We start from the raw sequence: 15,894 nt of genomic DNA on the forward strand, positions 1-15,894 counted from the left end.
TCAGGCCCGGGCGGGCGCTGGGGGCGCTGGGGGCGCTGCCATGGCCTCGGTGTAGACCCCGGCGGTCTGGGTGGCCACCGCCTCCCAGGTGTAATGCCGGGCGATCCGCCGCCGCGCCCGGCGACTCATCGCCAACGCCCGCTGCGGATCGTCGAGGATGCTCTCCACCGCGACGGCCAGCGCGGCGGGGGAGTCGGGGGTGAAGCGAGCTCCGGTTCGCCCCGGCTCGACCAGGTCGCGCAGTCCGCCGGTGTCAGACACCGCAAGTGGAGTACCGATAGCCGCGGCCTCCAGAGCAACCAATCCGAACGGCTCGTAGAGCGAGGGCACCACGGCGACATCGGCCGCGGCGAGGAGGCCGGAGAGCTCCGAATCCTCAACGAATCCCGCCCACTGCACGCCCCGGCCGAGACGGCGGGCCTGGTCGCGAAGGTCAGGCTCGAAGGGACCGGTCCCGGCGATGACCAGGCGCAGTCCGGGGTAGCGGCGGCGCAGCCGGGGTAGCGCGCTGATCGCGGTCTGAACACCCTTGGCATGCATCAGCCGGCCGGCGAAGAGCAGCAGCGGCCCGTCGGCCGCGTACTGCTCGCGGGCCAGCGCCGCTGCCTTGGCGTTGCGACGCCAGGTATTGAGAGCGATGCCGTTGCCGATCACCGCCACCGAGTCGGGCGAGATTTCGAAGATATGGCTGACCTCGGAGCGCATGAAGGTCGAGCAGACGATGACCTTGCTGGCCCGGTGGGTCAGCCAGCGTTCCACGGAGTGGATCCCCCGATTGAGTGGCGAGGCGAGCCAGCCCATGTTCCGGCCGGTCTCGGTGGCGTGGATGGTCGCCACGATCGGCGCTGCCGTGACCTCGCTGATCGTCACCGCGGTCTGCCCGACCAACCAGTCGTGGGCGTGGACAACGTCTGGCGTCCAATCGGCGACCACCGCGAGGGCGGCCCGGATCAGCGAGTGTTCGTTGACCTGCGACCAGGCCAACAGGGTCTCGGTGGTGAAGCCGATGTCCAGCGGATCCTGCTTCGAGCGGTAGACGCCGACTCCGTCTCGGACGCCGTCGGTCAGATCAGGCTCGCCGCGGGTCACCACCCGCACCTCGTGCCCCTGCGCGACGAGGCTGCGCGCCAATGCGTCGACGTGCCGTCCCAGACCGCCGACGATCAGCGGGGGATACTCCCATGAAAGCATCAAGACGCGCACGCGATCAGACACTAATGCCTAGCCCGGGGCGGTGCGCGCCTGACTGCTGGCCAGAGCGTTGAGGGTGAGGAAGATGACCGAGCAGCCGACCGAGCTGTCGCCGACGCGCTCGCCGGCCCACCGGTTGGCGGCGGCCTTCGTACCCCTGCTCGTACTTGCCACGCTCAGCCTGATCGGCTGGCGGATCCTCGATGGCATCCAGTCGCATTCCTATAACAGCTCCGGCGCCGCGCCGGACTCGGTCGAGTTGATCCAGGGAGAGACCTACGTGCTGTCGGCCGCCGGTGGCGTAGCCGGCTTGGCCGAACGCGGGATCACCCTCACCACCCAGTGCCAGATCGTCTCCGGGGGGCGGGTCCAGCCGCTCACCGTGACGCCCTACACCGCGGACAGCCGGACGGTGAACGCCATCGCGACCTTCCGATCACCGGTCTCGGGCGCCGCTCGGCTGCTCTGCACCGGCATCAGCCCGGTCTGGGTCGACGACTCGCAGGACTCACCGCCGGACTACGCCGGGCTGCTGCTGGTGGCCGGGATCGCCTTCGGACTGGCCGCGATCGTCATCCGCCTCTACTTCGGATATGCGGCCGGTGCCTCCGGTGACGGTGACGATCAAGGGGCCGGTACGGGGAACGGCAGCGACGCGCTCAACTCAAGCGGTGGCGATGACCAGCAGGTCGAGGCTGCCGTCGGCGTCCGGGTAGCTGAGGAGATCAGGGGCGGAGCCGGGGGTGGCAGCGACCGCGCCGCGGACGCCGGGGTCCACCCGGATGACGAAGTCACCGGTGCCGACGGCGGCGACGTCAGCCGCTAACCGGTCCGGCCAGCTCGCGGGCGGGTCGGTGAGCTGGGCGGCAACGAAGGAGCCTCCGTAGACATCGTCCAGGCCCTTCAGGTTGGGGCCGGCGTGTAGTCCGAGGAGTGTCACGTCGGTGAAACCACACCCGACGAGCAGACGGATCAGTTCGACGGCGGTGAACTCGTGGGTGTGGAACGGGTTGGTCGGCGGGGTGGTGCCGTCGTTGTCCGGAGAGAAGGTGAGGCGGTTGGGAGTCGAGACGATGAACTGCCCGCCGGGACGCAACGACCGCAGGCACTGCCGGACGAACTGTGGGTGGTCCCAGACGTGCTCGATCACCTGCAGGGACACCACCGCGTCGGCCGTGCCGTCGCGCACGGGTAGCGCGGCCAGGTTGCCACGAACGAAATCGACTTCGGGGTACTGCCGGGCGCAGTGCTCGACCGCCAGCGCGTCGTAGTCGATGCCCAACACCCGGCGAGCAGAGGTGGCCAGCAGCGCGGAGCCGTAGCCCTCGCCGCACCCGACCTCGATGACGGTGCCATCGGCGAGCCGATCGAGGATGAACTGATAGACCACCTGGTGGCGTCGAAACCAGTAATTCTCGTGCGGAATGCCGGGCAGCGTGCGCTCGCCGGTGAGCGGGAGACCAACCGAGCCGGTCGGTTCGAGGACATCCATGCCGATCGGCTCCTAATCTTGCTGGTGCTGGTGCTGGTGCTGGTGTGGGGGCGGGAGTAGTTTGCCACGGCTGGTACGCCTGCGTTTTGGCTACGTTTGGGTGTAGATGTGTGGTGCAACGATGGCGACTCTGTGCGTCAGGCGAATATACTGAGCGAACGGGTCACTAAACACTCGGTATGCCTCGTCCGGTAAGCCTCGTCGCTGTGAGGGTGCACTTGACCAAGCCGTCGAAGACATTCGGTCCACGAGGGCGCCTCCAGCTGCTGCCCCCGGATCCCGACAGGTTCGACTTTCTGTCCAACCTGCAGAACCTCGTGTCCTCCTCGGCCCCATCTGTCGCGTTCACCAGCCTGGCCGCGCTCAGTGTCCCGACGCTGAGCGACGAGTGCCACGTGGCCATCAAAGAGGGCCCACTGAGCTACCAGATTCAGCGGCCGATGGGCGCGCCCCCTACCCGCCTCGCCGCCACCGGTGAGGTCTACCTGCCGCACCCGTCCGGCTCCGGCCAGATGCTCGGGCGGCACAGCATCCTGACGCCGATCCTGTCGATGAGCCTCTGCGAGGGGCGCCTCAACTATCACGGCGTTGTCCTCCACCACTGGAACAGCGCGCATCGCCCGTCGCACGCCGACGCCACGCTGGCCCGGCTGGCCGTGGACCGGGTGATTGCCGCCATCGATTCCGAGCGTGTCCATGAGCCGACGGGGCTTTCCAGCTACCCGAGCGGAGAGGTTGAGGCGGTGGCCGAGACACCTGAACACCAGATCGGGAGCGCCATTGGCGTCCTGATCCTGAAGCGTCATCTCACTTACGACGACGCCTGTGCGCTGCTGGAGTCGGCCCGGCGCCGACATCGACAGAGCCTGCACGAGGTGGCGCTAGAGGTGCTGCGCCTCGGCGACCTGCCGGGTGGCGCGGAGCCGCCGCGTCCGGTGTAGCTGCCTCAGAGGGTGATCACTCCGATGGCCGACGCGACCAGACTGCTCAGCCAGACCGTCCCGTCGACTTCGCGAACCCCGGTGACCATGTACAGGTCGGGGTGCGAGGTCTGCAGGTCGTGCACGAGGTTTCCATTGAGGTCGTAGGCCTGCACCCAGACCGTCCGCTGCGGTTTCGGCTGCAGCGACTCCGGTAGGGCCCAGACCGCCTTGCGCAGCAGCGGGCTACGCGGCAGCATGACGTCCAGCGCGCGGTCGCGGGCCGATGGCAGTGCGACCCAGATCAGTCCGTCACTCCCCAGGCTGATGTTGTCCGGGAAGCCGGGCAGATTGTCGACCAGGGTGTCCAGCAGACCCTCGCGCGGGCCGGTGAGCCAGAGTTTGCGGATTCGGTAGGCGCTTGTCTCTGCGACGGCGACGAAGGATGCGTCCGGGGCCAGCGCGACCCCGTTGGCGAACTCCAGCCCGTCGATCAGCAGATCCAGCGCACCGTCGGTGCTGCGCCGGTAGAGCCGCCCGGTGCCCGTGTGGGCGAGTACCTCGCCCCGCCAGTTGTCGATGCCGAACTGCTGCGAACTGTCGGTGAAGTAGATGGAACCGTCCTCGGCGATGGACGCGTTGTTGCAGAAGTGCAGCGGCCGCCCGGCAAACTGGTTGACCACGCTGCTGACACGGCCGGCGACATTCGCGGTCCCCGGCGCGACGTTGAGCACACCAAGCCGCGCGTCGCAGACGAGCAGTTCACCCGAGGGGGCCAGTTCGATGCCGAGCGGGCGCCCCTGGGTGTCGGCGATCTGCTCGATCGCGGCGCCATCGGCGCCGTCGGAGCTGACGCGCAGGATTCGCCCGTCGCCCAGGCCGACGATGCCGCTGCCGGTCGCGTCGACGACGACGTCCTCCGGGCCGCGCCCAGGTAGCGGGATTACCGTGAGAGTGACCGGGGTGTCGCTCACCGACTGGCGGGCGCGGGCCGGCGCGGTCGGCGGATTCCAGGTCTTGGCTTTCATCGGTACCTTGGCCACGGTGTCTCCTGAGCGGGTCGCTGCTACCCGATGGCAAGAATTTCGGGCCGCAATGAGACTATGGCCTCCACGAGACGATGATCATATTGCTACCGACGAGTAACATGATCAACTATGGGGCATTGTTAATTCGCATTTACCAATGCATTGCCGCTTCGCGTCATTCACAACAACATTTCTCAAGCTGAGAGGTCACCGAACCTATGAACATCGTGGTCCTGGTCAAGCAGGTGCCCGACACCGAGGCTGAGCGTGAGCTCAGCTCTGTCGACAACACCGTTGACCGCGAGTCGGTCGACTCCGTGATCAACTACATCGACGAGTTCGCGATCGAAGAGGGTCTGCGCCTGAAGGAGGAGCACGACGGGGAGGTCACCATCCTCACCGTCGGCCCGGAGCAGGCCACCGAGTCGATCCGCAAGGCGCTATCGATGGGTGCCGACAAGGCGATCCACGTCAGCGATGAGGCCCTGCACGGCTCCTGCGCGATTCAGACGGCCAAGGTCATCGCCAAGGCGCTGGGCACGGTCGAGTGGGATGTAGCGATCGCGGGCTCCGAGGCCACCGACTCGCGCGCCGCCATCGTCCCGGCCCTGGTGGCTGAGGTACTCGGCGTGCCGCAGCTGTCGCTGGCCCGCAAGGTCACCGTCGACGGCTCCACCGTCACCATCGAGCGCGTCACCGACACCGGCTACGAGACGGTCGAGGGATCGACCCCGGCCATCATCAGTGTTGTCGAGAAGATCAACGACCCGCGGTACCCGTCCTTCAAGGGCATCATGGCCGCCAAGAGCAAGAAGATCGAGTCGCTCGATCTGGATGACCTGGGCCTCAGCGCTGACGAGGTCGGTCTGGCCAACGCCACGACCGTCGTCGAATCGTTCGAGAACGCCCCGCCGCGCGCGGCCGGCCAGGTCGTCAAGGACGAGGGTGACGGCGGCACGAAGATCGCCGACTACCTGTCGTCGAAGAAGCTTGTCTGACAACGATCGATAGAGGAGAAAAACAGATGGCAGAGGTACTCGTCCTCGTCGATTCGGCGGACGGTTCAGTTAAGAAGGCAACCCTCGAGGCGCTGACGGCGGCTCGCGCGATCGGCGAGCCGAGCGCGGTCGTGCTCGGCGCTGCCGGCACCGCGGCCACGCTCACCGCCACGCTCGGTGAGTACGGCGCGGCCAAGGTCTACGTCGTCGAGAGCGACGAGCTCGACGGCTTCCTGGTCGCTCCGAAGGCTGAGGCGCTGGCCACGATCGTCGCGCAGGCGTCTCCGGCGGCCGTGTTGCTCGCCTCCACCGCGGAGAACAAGGAGATCGCGGCCCGCTTGGCGCTCAAGATCGGCGGCGGCGTCATCACCGATGCAGTTGGCGTTGACGCTTCGGCGACCACCACGCAGAGCATCTTCGGTGGCGCGGTCTCGGTGCAGGCCAAGGTCCGCACCGGCACGCCGGTCATCACGCTGCGGGCCAACTCGGTCGCCCCCGAGCCGGCCGCCGGTGCCGCTGAGGTCGTCGCCGTCGCGGTGACGATCTCCGACACCGCCAAGTCGGCCAAGATCACCAGCAAGGTCGTTGAGGAGAAGGGTTCACGCCCGGCGCTGGCCGACGCATCGGTCATCGTCTCCGGCGGTCGCGGGATGGGCAACGCCGACAACTTCTCGCTGTTGGAGAAGCTGGCCGACACCCTCGGTGCCGCGGTGGGCGCCTCGCGTGCCGCCACGGACGCCGGCTGGGTGCCTCACACGATGCAGGTCGGCCAGACCGGTGTCACCGTGTCGCCGCAGCTCTACATCGCCGTCGGTATCTCCGGTGCGATCCAGCACCGGGCCGGCATGCAGACGTCGAAGACGATCGTCGCCATCAACAAGGACGACGAGGCTCCCATCTTCGAGCTGGCTGACTTCGGTGTCGTCGGGGACCTCTTCGAGGTCGTCCCGGCGCTTACCGAGGAGATCAGCAAGCGCAAGGGCTAGTCACCCCGCCCGACGCAGACAGCCGAAGGGCCGTCGCCCACTCCGACCGGGGTTGGGCGGCGGCCCTTCGCCGTTGTGGCGTCTGCTGCGCCCGCATAAGGCGACGACCGGTTCGGGCGGAGGTCAGCCGACCAGCCGGTCAGCGATCATCTCGCCGATCGGAATCGCCGAGGTGGCTGCGGGCGACGGTGCATTGCAGACGTGCAGCGATCGGGCCGTCTGCTCGAAGAGGAAGTCGTGCACCAGGGTTCCGTCCCGCAGCACGGCCTGGGCGCGGATCCCGGCTGGCTCCGGCAGCAGGTCCTCGACCGTAAGCTCCGGGCAGTACTTGCGGCATTCCCGCAGGTATCCGCGCTTGGAGAGCGAGTTGAACATCTCGCGGGCGCCGGTGCGGACGTTGGCCCGAGCCACGTGCCACATGCCGGGAAACGTCGCAAATTCACGAACGTCGCGGGCCGCAAAGGAGAACTTGGGGTAACCCTCCCGGGCGAAGCCGAGCACGGCGCTCGGCCCGACTGTGATGCCACCGTCGATCATCCGAGTCAGGTGCACCCCGAGGAAGGGCAGCTCAGGGTCCGGGATCGGATAGATGAGGTGATGGACCAGATCATTGCGGGTCGCCGGCAGGCGGTAATACTCGCCGCGGAACGGAATCATCTGGAAATCGATCGGCAGACCGGCCATCCGAGCCAGCCGATCGGCCTGGACCCCACCGCAGACGACCAACTTCTTGGCGCTGAACTCTGCATCGGCCGTGCTGATCCGCACGCTGTCGCCCCGTTCGGCGATCCCGACCACGGTGCTGCCCAGTCGTACATCCGCCCCGGCCGCAGTGATCACCCGGCCCATCGCCTCGCAGACCAGGCGGTAGTCGATGATCCCGGTGGTGTCGACGTAGAGCGCACCCAATCCGCGAATGTGCGGCTCCCACTCGCGCAGTTCGGCGGCGTCGAGTCGCTGCACTTTCAGGTCGTTCTGAGCCGAACGTTCGAAGAGCGCCTGCATCCGCGCCATCTCCACCTCGTCGGTGGCGACCAGCAGCTTGCCGCAGACGTCGAACGGAATGCCCTGTTCGGAGGCGAAGAGCTTGGTCGCGGCCGCACCGCGACGGCAGAGATCGGCCTTCAGGCTGCCGGGTGGGTAGTAGATCCCGGCGTGGATGACGCCCGAGTTGTGACCGGTCTGGTGGGTCGCGAGTTCGGTCTCCTTCTCCAGCAGCAGTAGTGAGGCGCCAGGGGTGCGCGCCAGCAGCGCCTTCGCCGTAGCCAGGCCGACGATCCCACCGCCGATGACGCAGTAGTCGTAGCTCACATCGTTCACCGGATGATTCCCCAGTCAGTGGTGCGGACGTAGACAGCCACATCGTAAGCTGGTAGCTAATGCCTTACTTGGATCATGCCGCTACCACAGCCATGCTGCCCGAGGCCTCCGCGGCCGTAGTGGCGGCGATGGCCGAGGTCGGCAACCCCTCCTCGCTGCACAGCGCCGGCCGGCGCGCGCGCCGACGAGTCGAGGAGGCGCGTGAGGAGTTGGCGGCCGCGCTGGGTGCTCGTCCGTCCGAAGTCATCTTCACCAGTGGCGGTACCGAGTCCGACAACCTGGCCATCAAGGGCATCTACTGGGCTCGCCGGGCCGAAGACCCCCGCCGTCATCGAATCCTGGCCAGCGCCGTCGAGCATCACGCGGTGATGGACTCGGTCGAGTGGTGCCAGAGCGCGGAAGGGGCCGAGGTCACCTGGCTCGAGGTCGACGAGTATGCCCAGGTGGCACCCCAGACCCTGCGGCGGGCGCTCGCCCAGGACCCGGGTTCGGTCGCACTGATCAGTGTCATGTGGGCCAACAACGAGGTCGGCACGATTCAGCGCATCGTTGAACTCACCGAGATCGCCCATGAGTACGGCGTACCGATTCACACGGACGCGGTGCAGGCCGTCGGTGCCGTGCCGGTCGACTTCGCCGACGCCGGCGTCGATGCGCTGACGATGACCGGCCACAAGCTCGGCGGACCTTACGGCGCTGGGGCGCTGGTGCTGCGCCGTAACGTCAAGTGCGTGCCGCTGCTGCACGGTGGGGGTCAGGAGCGCGACGTTCGCTCCGGCACTCCAGACGTCCCGGGTTCGGCCGGTTTGGCGGCGGCCACGTCGGTGGCCGTGGCTGGTCGGATCGAGTCGAATCGGCGCCTCGAAGTGCTGCGCAGCCGGCTCATCGAAGGTGTCCGCGGGGTCGTGCCCGATGTCATCGTCAACGGCCACCCGAGCGAGCGCCTCCCGTCGATCGCCCATCTCTCCTTCCCCGGGTGTGAGGGCGATTCTCTGCTCATGCTCCTGGATGCTCGCGGAATCGAGTGCTCTACCGGATCAGCCTGCTCGGCCGGGGTGGCTCGGCCGTCGCACGTGTTGCTGGCGATGGGGGCGGACCCGGCGCGGGCCCGTGGGTCGCTGCGCCTTTCACTGGGTCACACCTCGAATGAGGGTGACGTCGACGCGCTGGTGGCCGCCATCGGCCCTGTCGTCGAGCGCGCCCGCCGTGCCGGCCTCACTTCGGTACTGGCATGAGGACGCTGGCATGAGAGTGCTCGCCGCGATGAGCGGAGGCGTCGATTCCGCGGTGGCCGCGGCCCGCGCAGTCGAGGCCGGCCATGAAGTCACCGGTGTCCACCTCGCCCTCGCCGCCGAGCCGGCGACGCTGCGCCACGGCGCCCGGGGTTGCTGCACCGTCGAGGACGCCAACGACGCCCGGCGCGCGGCCGACGTGCTCGGCATCCCGTTCTACATCTGGGATCTGGCCGAGCGGTTCCGGGCCGAGGTGATCGACGACTTCGTCGCCGAGTACGCGGCCGGACGCACCCCCAACCCGTGCCTGCGCTGCAACGAGAAGATCAAGTTCACCGCGGTGCTGGACCGGGCGATCGCCCTGGGATTCGACGCCGTCGTAACCGGGCACCACGCCAAGCTCGAGGACGGAGCGCTGCGGCGGTCGGTCGATATGGCGAAGGACCAGTCCTACGTACTGGCCGTGCTGACCGCCCACCAGCTGGCCCACGCCGTCTTCCCGCTGGGCGACTCGACCAAGGAGCAGGTGCGAGCCGAGGCCGCTGCTCGTGGCCTGGCCGTGGCCGACAAACCCGACTCGCATGACATCTGCTTCATCGCCGACGGCGATACCCGGGCCTTCCTGGCCGGACGTCTCGGCGCCGAGCCGGGACCGATTGTCGAGGCCGGCACCGGAGCTGTGCTGGGTTCCCACCAGGGCTCCTTCGGCTACACGGTTGGGCAGCGGCGGGGTCTGTCGCTGGGGCGCCCCGACCCCACGGGTGAGCCGCGGTACGTCCTCTCCATCCAGCCGAAGTCCAACAGCGTCGTTGTCGGGCCGGCGGCCATGCTGGACTTCGACACCGTTCGGGCCGATCGCCCTATCTGGACCTGTGGCGATCCGGCGTCGGACAGCTTCGATTGTCTGGTCCAGATGCGGGCGCACGGCGCGGTGGTGGCGGCGACCGTGACCGGAGTGGTCAGCGGCGAGCTCACGGTCGCCCTGCACGAGCCGCAGCGCGGCGTCGCGGCCGGCCAGGCACTGGTGATGTACGACGGCGACACCGTAATCGGGTCCGCCACCATCTCGAGCACCAGCACAGCCGCGTTGACAGCCGGCTTGACAGCAACAAAGTGACGAGCACCGCCGAAGCGACCGATCCGGGATCCACCTGGCCGGCCGGCGCGGCGACGGCCGGCGGCTCGCTACCTGGGCAGGATCCGCTTGAGGCGGTGCGCCTGGTCTTCGGTGAACTCGGATCCCTTCCCTTCCTGCCCGAGCTCCCGCAGCGAGGCGCCGGTGCCGACATGATCGGCCGGGGCGCCAGCCTGCTGGTGGCATTGCCGGTGGAGATCGTCCCGTCCGGGTGGCGGCTGACCGACCACCCCGGCCGTGACCTGCGGCGGGCGAACGATTTTCTCAGTCGGGACCTGGATGCGCTCCAGCTGCAGGCCGAGGGGTACCGCGGCCCGCTCAAGGTGCAGGTCCCCGGCCCGTGGACGCTGGCTGCGTCACTGGAGCTTCCCAGCGGTCATCGGGCGGTGAGCGATCGCGGCGCAACCCGGGATCTGGCCGAGTCCCTGACCGAAGGGGTGCGGCTGCACCTGGAAGAGCTTGGCAAGCGGGTGCCCGGAGCGTCGCTGGTGCTGCAGGTCGACGAGCCCTCCCTGCCGACGGTGCTCGCCGGTCAGGTGCCGACGGCCTCGGGCTACGGTTCGATCCGCGCGGTGGAGTCAGCGGTGGCCGAGCAGCTGCTGGGCCAGTTGCTGGCGGTGGCCCCGGCCGGCGGGCGGGTGGTGCACTGCTGCGCGGAGAAACCCCCGCTTGCCATCTTCCGCGGCGCGGGTGCGGACGCGCTGTCGATCGACGCCACTGGTGCCGATCTCACCCGAGCCGAGCAGCTCGATCCGTTGGGTAACGCGGTCGACGCCGGCGTGGGTCTCTGGCTCGGTGTCGTACCGGCGGTGGATGCCCCGATCAGCAGCCGATTGGTCGTCGATCGGATAAGCAAGTTGTGGAATGCGCTGGGCTTCGCGCCGGACCAGCTCGCCCATTTCGTGGTTCCGACCACGGCCTGCGGCCTGGCCGGTGCAACTCCCGGCTACGTGCGCCGGGCTTTCACCGTGTTGCGCGAGGTCGGCGAGGAGCTCCGGGAGCAGCGGTAGCGCCCGACCCAACCCAGATCCAGCCTTGATCCGACGCGATCCGATCCGATCCGGCGCGGCCGGACGTGATGAGTGCTGAGGCGGCGGCGATGTTGTCGGTGGCGGTGGGTAACGTCGCGTCCGTGAGCGAGATGACCGATCCGTCCGAGGAGAACGCCGGTAGCGGGGCCGAGTTGGGTGCGGAGCTAGGCGTGCCAGACGCCATCCGAGCCGAGCACGCCCAACTGTCACAGGAGCTCGACGAGCACAGCTACCGATACCACGTTGCGGATGCGCCGACCATCAGCGACGGCGAGTACGACGCCCTGATGCGCCGGATCCGAGCCATCGAAGACGAGTTTCCGCAGCTACGGACGCCGTCTTCGCCCACTCAGCGGGTCGGCGGTGCCTTCTCGACGCAGTTCGCTCCGGTCGAACATCTGCAGCGGCTGCTGAGTCTCGACAACGCCTTCTCACTCGACGAGCTGCACGCCTGGGCCGGTCGCGTCGAGCGTGACGCCGGGGGAGTGGAGGAGTACCTCTGCGAACTGAAGGTCGACGGACTGGCCGTCGATCTCGTCTATCAGGACGGCCGCCTCATCCGCGGTGCCACCCGCGGTGACGGCCGCACCGGTGAAGACATCACGGCCAACATCCGCACTGTGGTCGGCGTACCCGAGCGACTTCGCGGCGACGATGTGCCGCAGTTGCTCGAAGTCCGCGGCGAGGTCTTCTTCCCGGTGGCCGGGTTCGAGGCGCTGAACGCGACTCTGGTCGAGGCCGGCAAGGCCCCGTTCGCCAACCCACGGAACACCGCCGCCGGATCACTCCGTCAGAAAGACCCCCGGATCACGGCATCGCGCGGGCTGGAGCTGGTGCTACACGGTGTGGGGCAGGTCGAGGGCGGCCCGGCGGTCACCCGTCAGTCCGACTGGTACACCCACCTCGCCGGTTGGGGGCTACCCACCTCGGCCCAGGCCAAGGTGGTCAACGGACTGGCCGCGGTCGCCGAATTCATCACCTACTACGGCGAGCACCGTCACAGCGTCGCCCACGAGATCGACGGCGTCGTGGTGAAGGTCGACGATCTGGCCCTGCAGCGCCGGCTCGGCTCGACCAGCCGCGCCCCTCGCTGGGCCATCGCCTTCAAGTACCCCCCCGAAGAGGTCAACACGAAACTGCTGGACATCCGCGTCAACGTCGGGCGCACCGGGCGGGTGACGCCATTCGGGGTGATGGAGCCGGTGCGGGTCGCCGGCTCGACGGTCGAGATGGCCACTCTGCACAACGGCAGCGAGGTGAAGCGTAAGGGCGTGCTCATCGGTGACACCGTGGTGCTGCGCAAGGCCGGTGACGTCATCCCCGAGATCGTTGGGCCCGTGGTGGCACTGCGCGACGGCACCGAGCGCGAGTTCGAGATGCCGACGCACTGCCCGGCCTGCGGCACCGAATTGGCACCGCAGAAAGAGGGGGACGCGGATATCCGGTGCCCGAATACCCGCTCCTGCCCGGCTCAGCTGCGGGAGCGGATCTTCCACCTCGCCGGGCGGGGCGCCTTCGACATCGAGGTGATGGGCTACGAGGCCGCCGCCGCGTTGCTGGAGGCCGGCGTCGTAACCGATGAGGGGGACATCTTCAGCCTGGACGCGCAGACCCTCTCCGGCGTGGAGCTCTTCACCAGAATCGACCCGTCCGACAAGTCCCGGGCGTCCCGTGTCCTCTCGGCCAACGCCCAGCGCCTTCTCGACAATCTCGACTCGGCCAAGCGGCGACCGCTCTGGCGGGTGCTGGTCGGCCTGTCGATCCGCCATGTGGGTCCGTCGGCGGCCCAGGCCCTGGCGCGTGAGTTCGGTTCGCTGGATCGCATCGCCGCCGCGTCGGCCGAGGAGTTGGGGCAGGCCGAGGGGGTCGGGCCGACGATCGCCGAGGCCGTCGCCGAATGGTTCACCGTCGACTGGCATCGTTCGATCGTCGAACGGTGGCGCGCGGCCGGGGTATCGCTGGCCGACGCCGCCACCACCGCGGGGCCTCGCCCGCTGGCCGGCCTCACCCTGGTCGTCACCGGCTCGCTCGAGCGGTACTCGCGCGACTCGGCCGCCGAAGCGATCACCTCCCGTGGGGGCAAGGTGTCAGGGTCGGTCTCCAAGAAGACTGGCTTCGTCGTGGTGGGCGAGGCTCCCGGAACCAAGTACGAGAAGGCCGTTGGCCTGGGGGTTCCGATCCTGGACGAGGCCGGGTTCGCGGTCTTGCTGGAGCAGGGGCCGGAGGCGGCCCGGGAGGTCGCTCAAGGGCCCGCAGCGCCGGCCGAACCAGCCGACTGACGGCCGCGTCCGCTCACTTCTCGCCGTGACTGATCTGGGTTGGGTCGCGGTGGCCGGCGAATCGCCCAGCGGACCGGTCGGCGCTGCAAGTAGTCGAAATTCGTGGTGAATTTCGCCATCTTCGGCGCGTCCAACGAGCGGCTCGCAGGCTCTGCTGTCAGGGTTGGCAGGTCCCTGCCCGCACCCCGACGAATCGGTATGAATGTCTGCGCCTGCTACCAAGAAATCCCGAGCCACCTGGTTCCCGGGACTCGATGGTCTGCGCGCACTCGCCGTCATCGCGGTCGTCGTCTACCACTTCAATCCGACCGTTATGCCGGGTGGATTTCTGGGCGTGGACCTCTTCTTCGCGATCAGCGGCTATCTCATCACACGGCTGTTGCTGAACCAGATCCACAACACCGGCCGATTGGGTATCGCCGAGTTCTACCGGCGGCGAGTCCGGCGCCTGCTGCCGGCCGTCCTGGTGCTGGCTGCGGTAGTGACGGCGGCCGACCTGCTCTTCTGGCGCGATGAACTGGCCACCCTGCGCAGCAGCGTCGCCTCCGGCGTCTTCTTCGTCGCCAACTGGTGGCTGATCGGGGACAAGCAGTCTTACTTCGTGGCCAGTGGTCGTCCGTCCATGCTTCAGCACCTCTGGTCGTTGGCGATCGAGGAGCAGTTCTACCTGATCTGGCCGCTGCTGCTGTGCCTGATCATCGCGCCGGCGCTGCTGCGCCGACGGGGGCCAGTCGTGGTGCTCCGCCCACGCATGCTCACCCGCCTGTCACTCGCCGCGCTGCTGCTCGGTCTCGCCTCGACGGGCGTGATGGCCCTACTGGCCCTCCGCGGTGATGTGCCCTACGGAAGCGACTCCTCCCGCATCTACTTCGGCACCGACACCCACTCGATGGGCCTCTTCCTGGGGGCGGCGATGGGCGCCTACGCCAGTCGCGCCATCCTGCCCGGTGCTCGGCGCCGACGGGTCCTGCGCGGTGCCTTCCTGACCGACCTGGTGGGACTGGCCGCCCTGCTGGTGATGGCGCGCTGCGTCCTGGAGGTGAACGAGTTCCAGCCGGCCCTGTACCGCGGTGGTTTCCTCGGCTTCAGCGCGGCGGCGGTGATCGTCGTCGCCGCGGTGGTCCGCCCGGGGAGCCTGCTCGGTTGGGTGCTGGAGCGGCGCCCGATGCGCTGGATCGGGCAGCGCTCCTACTCCATTTACCTCTGGCACTGGCCGGTAGCGGTCGTGACCCGCCCCGGCGTGGACGTCGAGTGGTCTCCGGTTCCGCTCTTCCTGGCCCGGGTCGCGGTCACCCTGCTGCTGGCTGAGGCGAGCTACCGCTTCGTCGAGGTGCCGGTGCGAGCGGGCGCGCTCCACCGCTTCTACCAGCGGTTGATGGCCGATCGTCCGGATGCTCCGGCCGGCTCGACCGCCCGCGTCCTGCGTCGGCGGGTGCTCCCGCTGGTCGCCTTCATCGGGCTGCTCACCTTCAGTTCGCTCAGCTCCTCACTGGCCTACTCGTCGCCGAGCGTGCCGACGTCGGCGGCACTGCGGGCACGGGCGGTCTCCGCGTCACCCGTGCCGGGGATCAAGCCCGCAGCCGCGGGCGTGACTACCTTTCCGCTGAACATCGGCGGAAGGCCGCAGTCCGGGGACGGTCCGCTGCGCGCGCCGGGGTTGGGTACTCCGGCCGCCTCCACGCCGCCGCGTCCCACCACGACACCGGTTCCCATGCCGGTTCCCAAGCCGACGCACACGGCGCCAATCACCCAGCCTTCACCGCTGCCGAGCCCGCCGACGCCCGCGCGGGCGATTGCCAAGGTCAGCGCGTTCGGTGATTCGGTGATGTTGGGGGCCGCGGCCCAGCTGAAGGCCGCGATCCCGTTGATCGACGTCCACGCCGTCGAGGGACGGCAGGCTCGGGCCGTCTTCGCCGAGATCGCCGCCGATCGAGCCGCCGGTAAACTTGCCCCGAATGTGGTAATTCATACCGGCGACAACGGCATCGTCTCGGCGTCGGATCTCTCCGCGATCCTGGGTCAGCTCTCGGATCGGGCGCGGGTCGTGGTGGTTACCGACCGGGTTCCCAAGAATTGGCAGGATCCGAACAACTCAGTACTGCGCCGAGTCGTCAAGCACTTCCCGAACGCGGTGCTGGCCGACTGGTTCGCCCTCTCGAACTCGCACTCGAACTGGTTCTACAAGGATGGGCTGCACCTGCCGCTGGGGGGCGCCGCCCAGTACGCCGGCCTGATCAACCGGTCGCTCTGCCAATAACCAGCTCTGCCAATAGCCAGCTCTG

12 protein-coding genes are annotated in these 15,894 nt (G+C 68.4%); 8 read left to right on the forward strand and 4 right to left on the reverse strand.

All coding sequences use genetic code 11. From position 1 onward, the window contains the following. Both CPH63_RS13165 and CPH63_RS13170 read right to left on the reverse strand, forming a co-directional pair. Entirely contained in the window at positions 1 to 1,191 is a 1,191-nt protein-coding gene (locus CPH63_RS13165; RefSeq protein ID WP_206745548.1) for a glycosyltransferase family 4 protein, read from the reverse strand. Positions 1,192 to 1,855: 664 nt separating this feature from the next. Next, complete coding sequence (locus CPH63_RS13170; RefSeq protein ID WP_096303363.1) at positions 1,856 to 2,683, reverse strand: bifunctional 2-polyprenyl-6-hydroxyphenol methylase/3-demethylubiquinol 3-O-methyltransferase UbiG; 828 nt, start codon at positions 2,681 to 2,683, stop codon at positions 1,856 to 1,858. 206 nt (positions 2,684 to 2,889) lie between these two features. On the opposite strand from CPH63_RS13170, the gene CPH63_RS13175 reads away from it, so the two are divergent. Continuing rightward, positions 2,890 to 3,624: an ANTAR domain-containing protein gene (locus CPH63_RS13175; protein ID WP_157749522.1), complete on the forward strand. Its 735-nt coding sequence runs from the start codon at positions 2,890 to 2,892 to the stop codon at positions 3,622 to 3,624. A gap of 5 nt (positions 3,625 to 3,629) precedes the next feature. Here CPH63_RS13175 and CPH63_RS13180 read toward each other — a convergent pair whose 3' ends face one another. Further along, entirely contained in the window at positions 3,630 to 4,646 is a 1,017-nt protein-coding gene (locus CPH63_RS13180) for an SMP-30/gluconolactonase/LRE family protein (protein WP_241895649.1), read from the reverse strand. Positions 4,647 to 4,849: 203 nt separating this feature from the next. On the opposite strand from CPH63_RS13180, the gene CPH63_RS13185 reads away from it, so the two are divergent. Both CPH63_RS13185 and CPH63_RS13190 read left to right on the forward strand, forming a co-directional pair. Further along, positions 4,850 to 5,629: an electron transfer flavoprotein subunit beta/FixA family protein gene (locus CPH63_RS13185; protein WP_096303365.1), complete on the forward strand. Its 780-nt coding sequence runs from the start codon at positions 4,850 to 4,852 to the stop codon at positions 5,627 to 5,629. Positions 5,630 to 5,655: 26 nt separating this feature from the next. Further along, entirely contained in the window at positions 5,656 to 6,615 is a 960-nt protein-coding gene (locus tag CPH63_RS13190) for an electron transfer flavoprotein subunit alpha/FixB family protein (RefSeq protein WP_096303366.1), read from the forward strand. 123 nt (positions 6,616 to 6,738) lie between these two features. Here CPH63_RS13190 and lhgO read toward each other — a convergent pair whose 3' ends face one another. Beyond that, positions 6,739 to 7,926: an L-2-hydroxyglutarate oxidase gene (lhgO, locus tag CPH63_RS13195; RefSeq protein ID WP_096305143.1), complete on the reverse strand. Its 1,188-nt coding sequence runs from the start codon at positions 7,924 to 7,926 to the stop codon at positions 6,739 to 6,741. A 68-nt stretch (positions 7,927 to 7,994) separates the two neighbouring features. Between lhgO and CPH63_RS13200 the strand changes: the two genes are divergently transcribed. The 5 genes from CPH63_RS13200 to CPH63_RS13220 all read left to right on the forward strand — a co-directional run bounded on the left by CPH63_RS13200 (position 7,995) and on the right by CPH63_RS13220 (position 15,869). Continuing rightward, a complete protein-coding gene (locus tag CPH63_RS13200; RefSeq protein ID WP_096303367.1) occupies positions 7,995 to 9,170 on the forward strand; it encodes a cysteine desulfurase family protein in 1,176 nt (391 codons plus the stop codon). A gap of 10 nt (positions 9,171 to 9,180) precedes the next feature. Beyond that, on the forward strand, positions 9,181 to 10,284 hold the full coding sequence (gene mnmA, locus CPH63_RS13205) for a tRNA 2-thiouridine(34) synthase MnmA (RefSeq protein WP_096303368.1): 1,104 nt from the start codon (positions 9,181 to 9,183) through the stop codon (positions 10,282 to 10,284). After that, complete coding sequence (locus CPH63_RS13210) at positions 10,281 to 11,312, forward strand: methionine synthase (RefSeq protein ID WP_096303369.1); 1,032 nt, start codon at positions 10,281 to 10,283, stop codon at positions 11,310 to 11,312. Before mnmA ends, CPH63_RS13210 begins: the two co-directional genes overlap by 4 nt. A 131-nt stretch (positions 11,313 to 11,443) precedes the next feature. Then, complete coding sequence (gene ligA, locus CPH63_RS13215; RefSeq protein ID WP_096305144.1) at positions 11,444 to 13,612, forward strand: NAD-dependent DNA ligase LigA; 2,169 nt, start codon at positions 11,444 to 11,446, stop codon at positions 13,610 to 13,612. A gap of 202 nt (positions 13,613 to 13,814) precedes the next feature. Continuing rightward, a complete protein-coding gene (locus CPH63_RS13220; RefSeq protein ID WP_096303370.1) occupies positions 13,815 to 15,869 on the forward strand; it encodes an acyltransferase family protein in 2,055 nt (684 codons plus the stop codon). The last annotated feature ends 25 nt before the right edge of the window (positions 15,870 to 15,894 follow it).

The organism is Jatrophihabitans sp. GAS493, assembly GCF_900230215.1.
Classification (GTDB): domain Bacteria; phylum Actinomycetota; class Actinomycetes; order Mycobacteriales; family Jatrophihabitantaceae; genus MT45.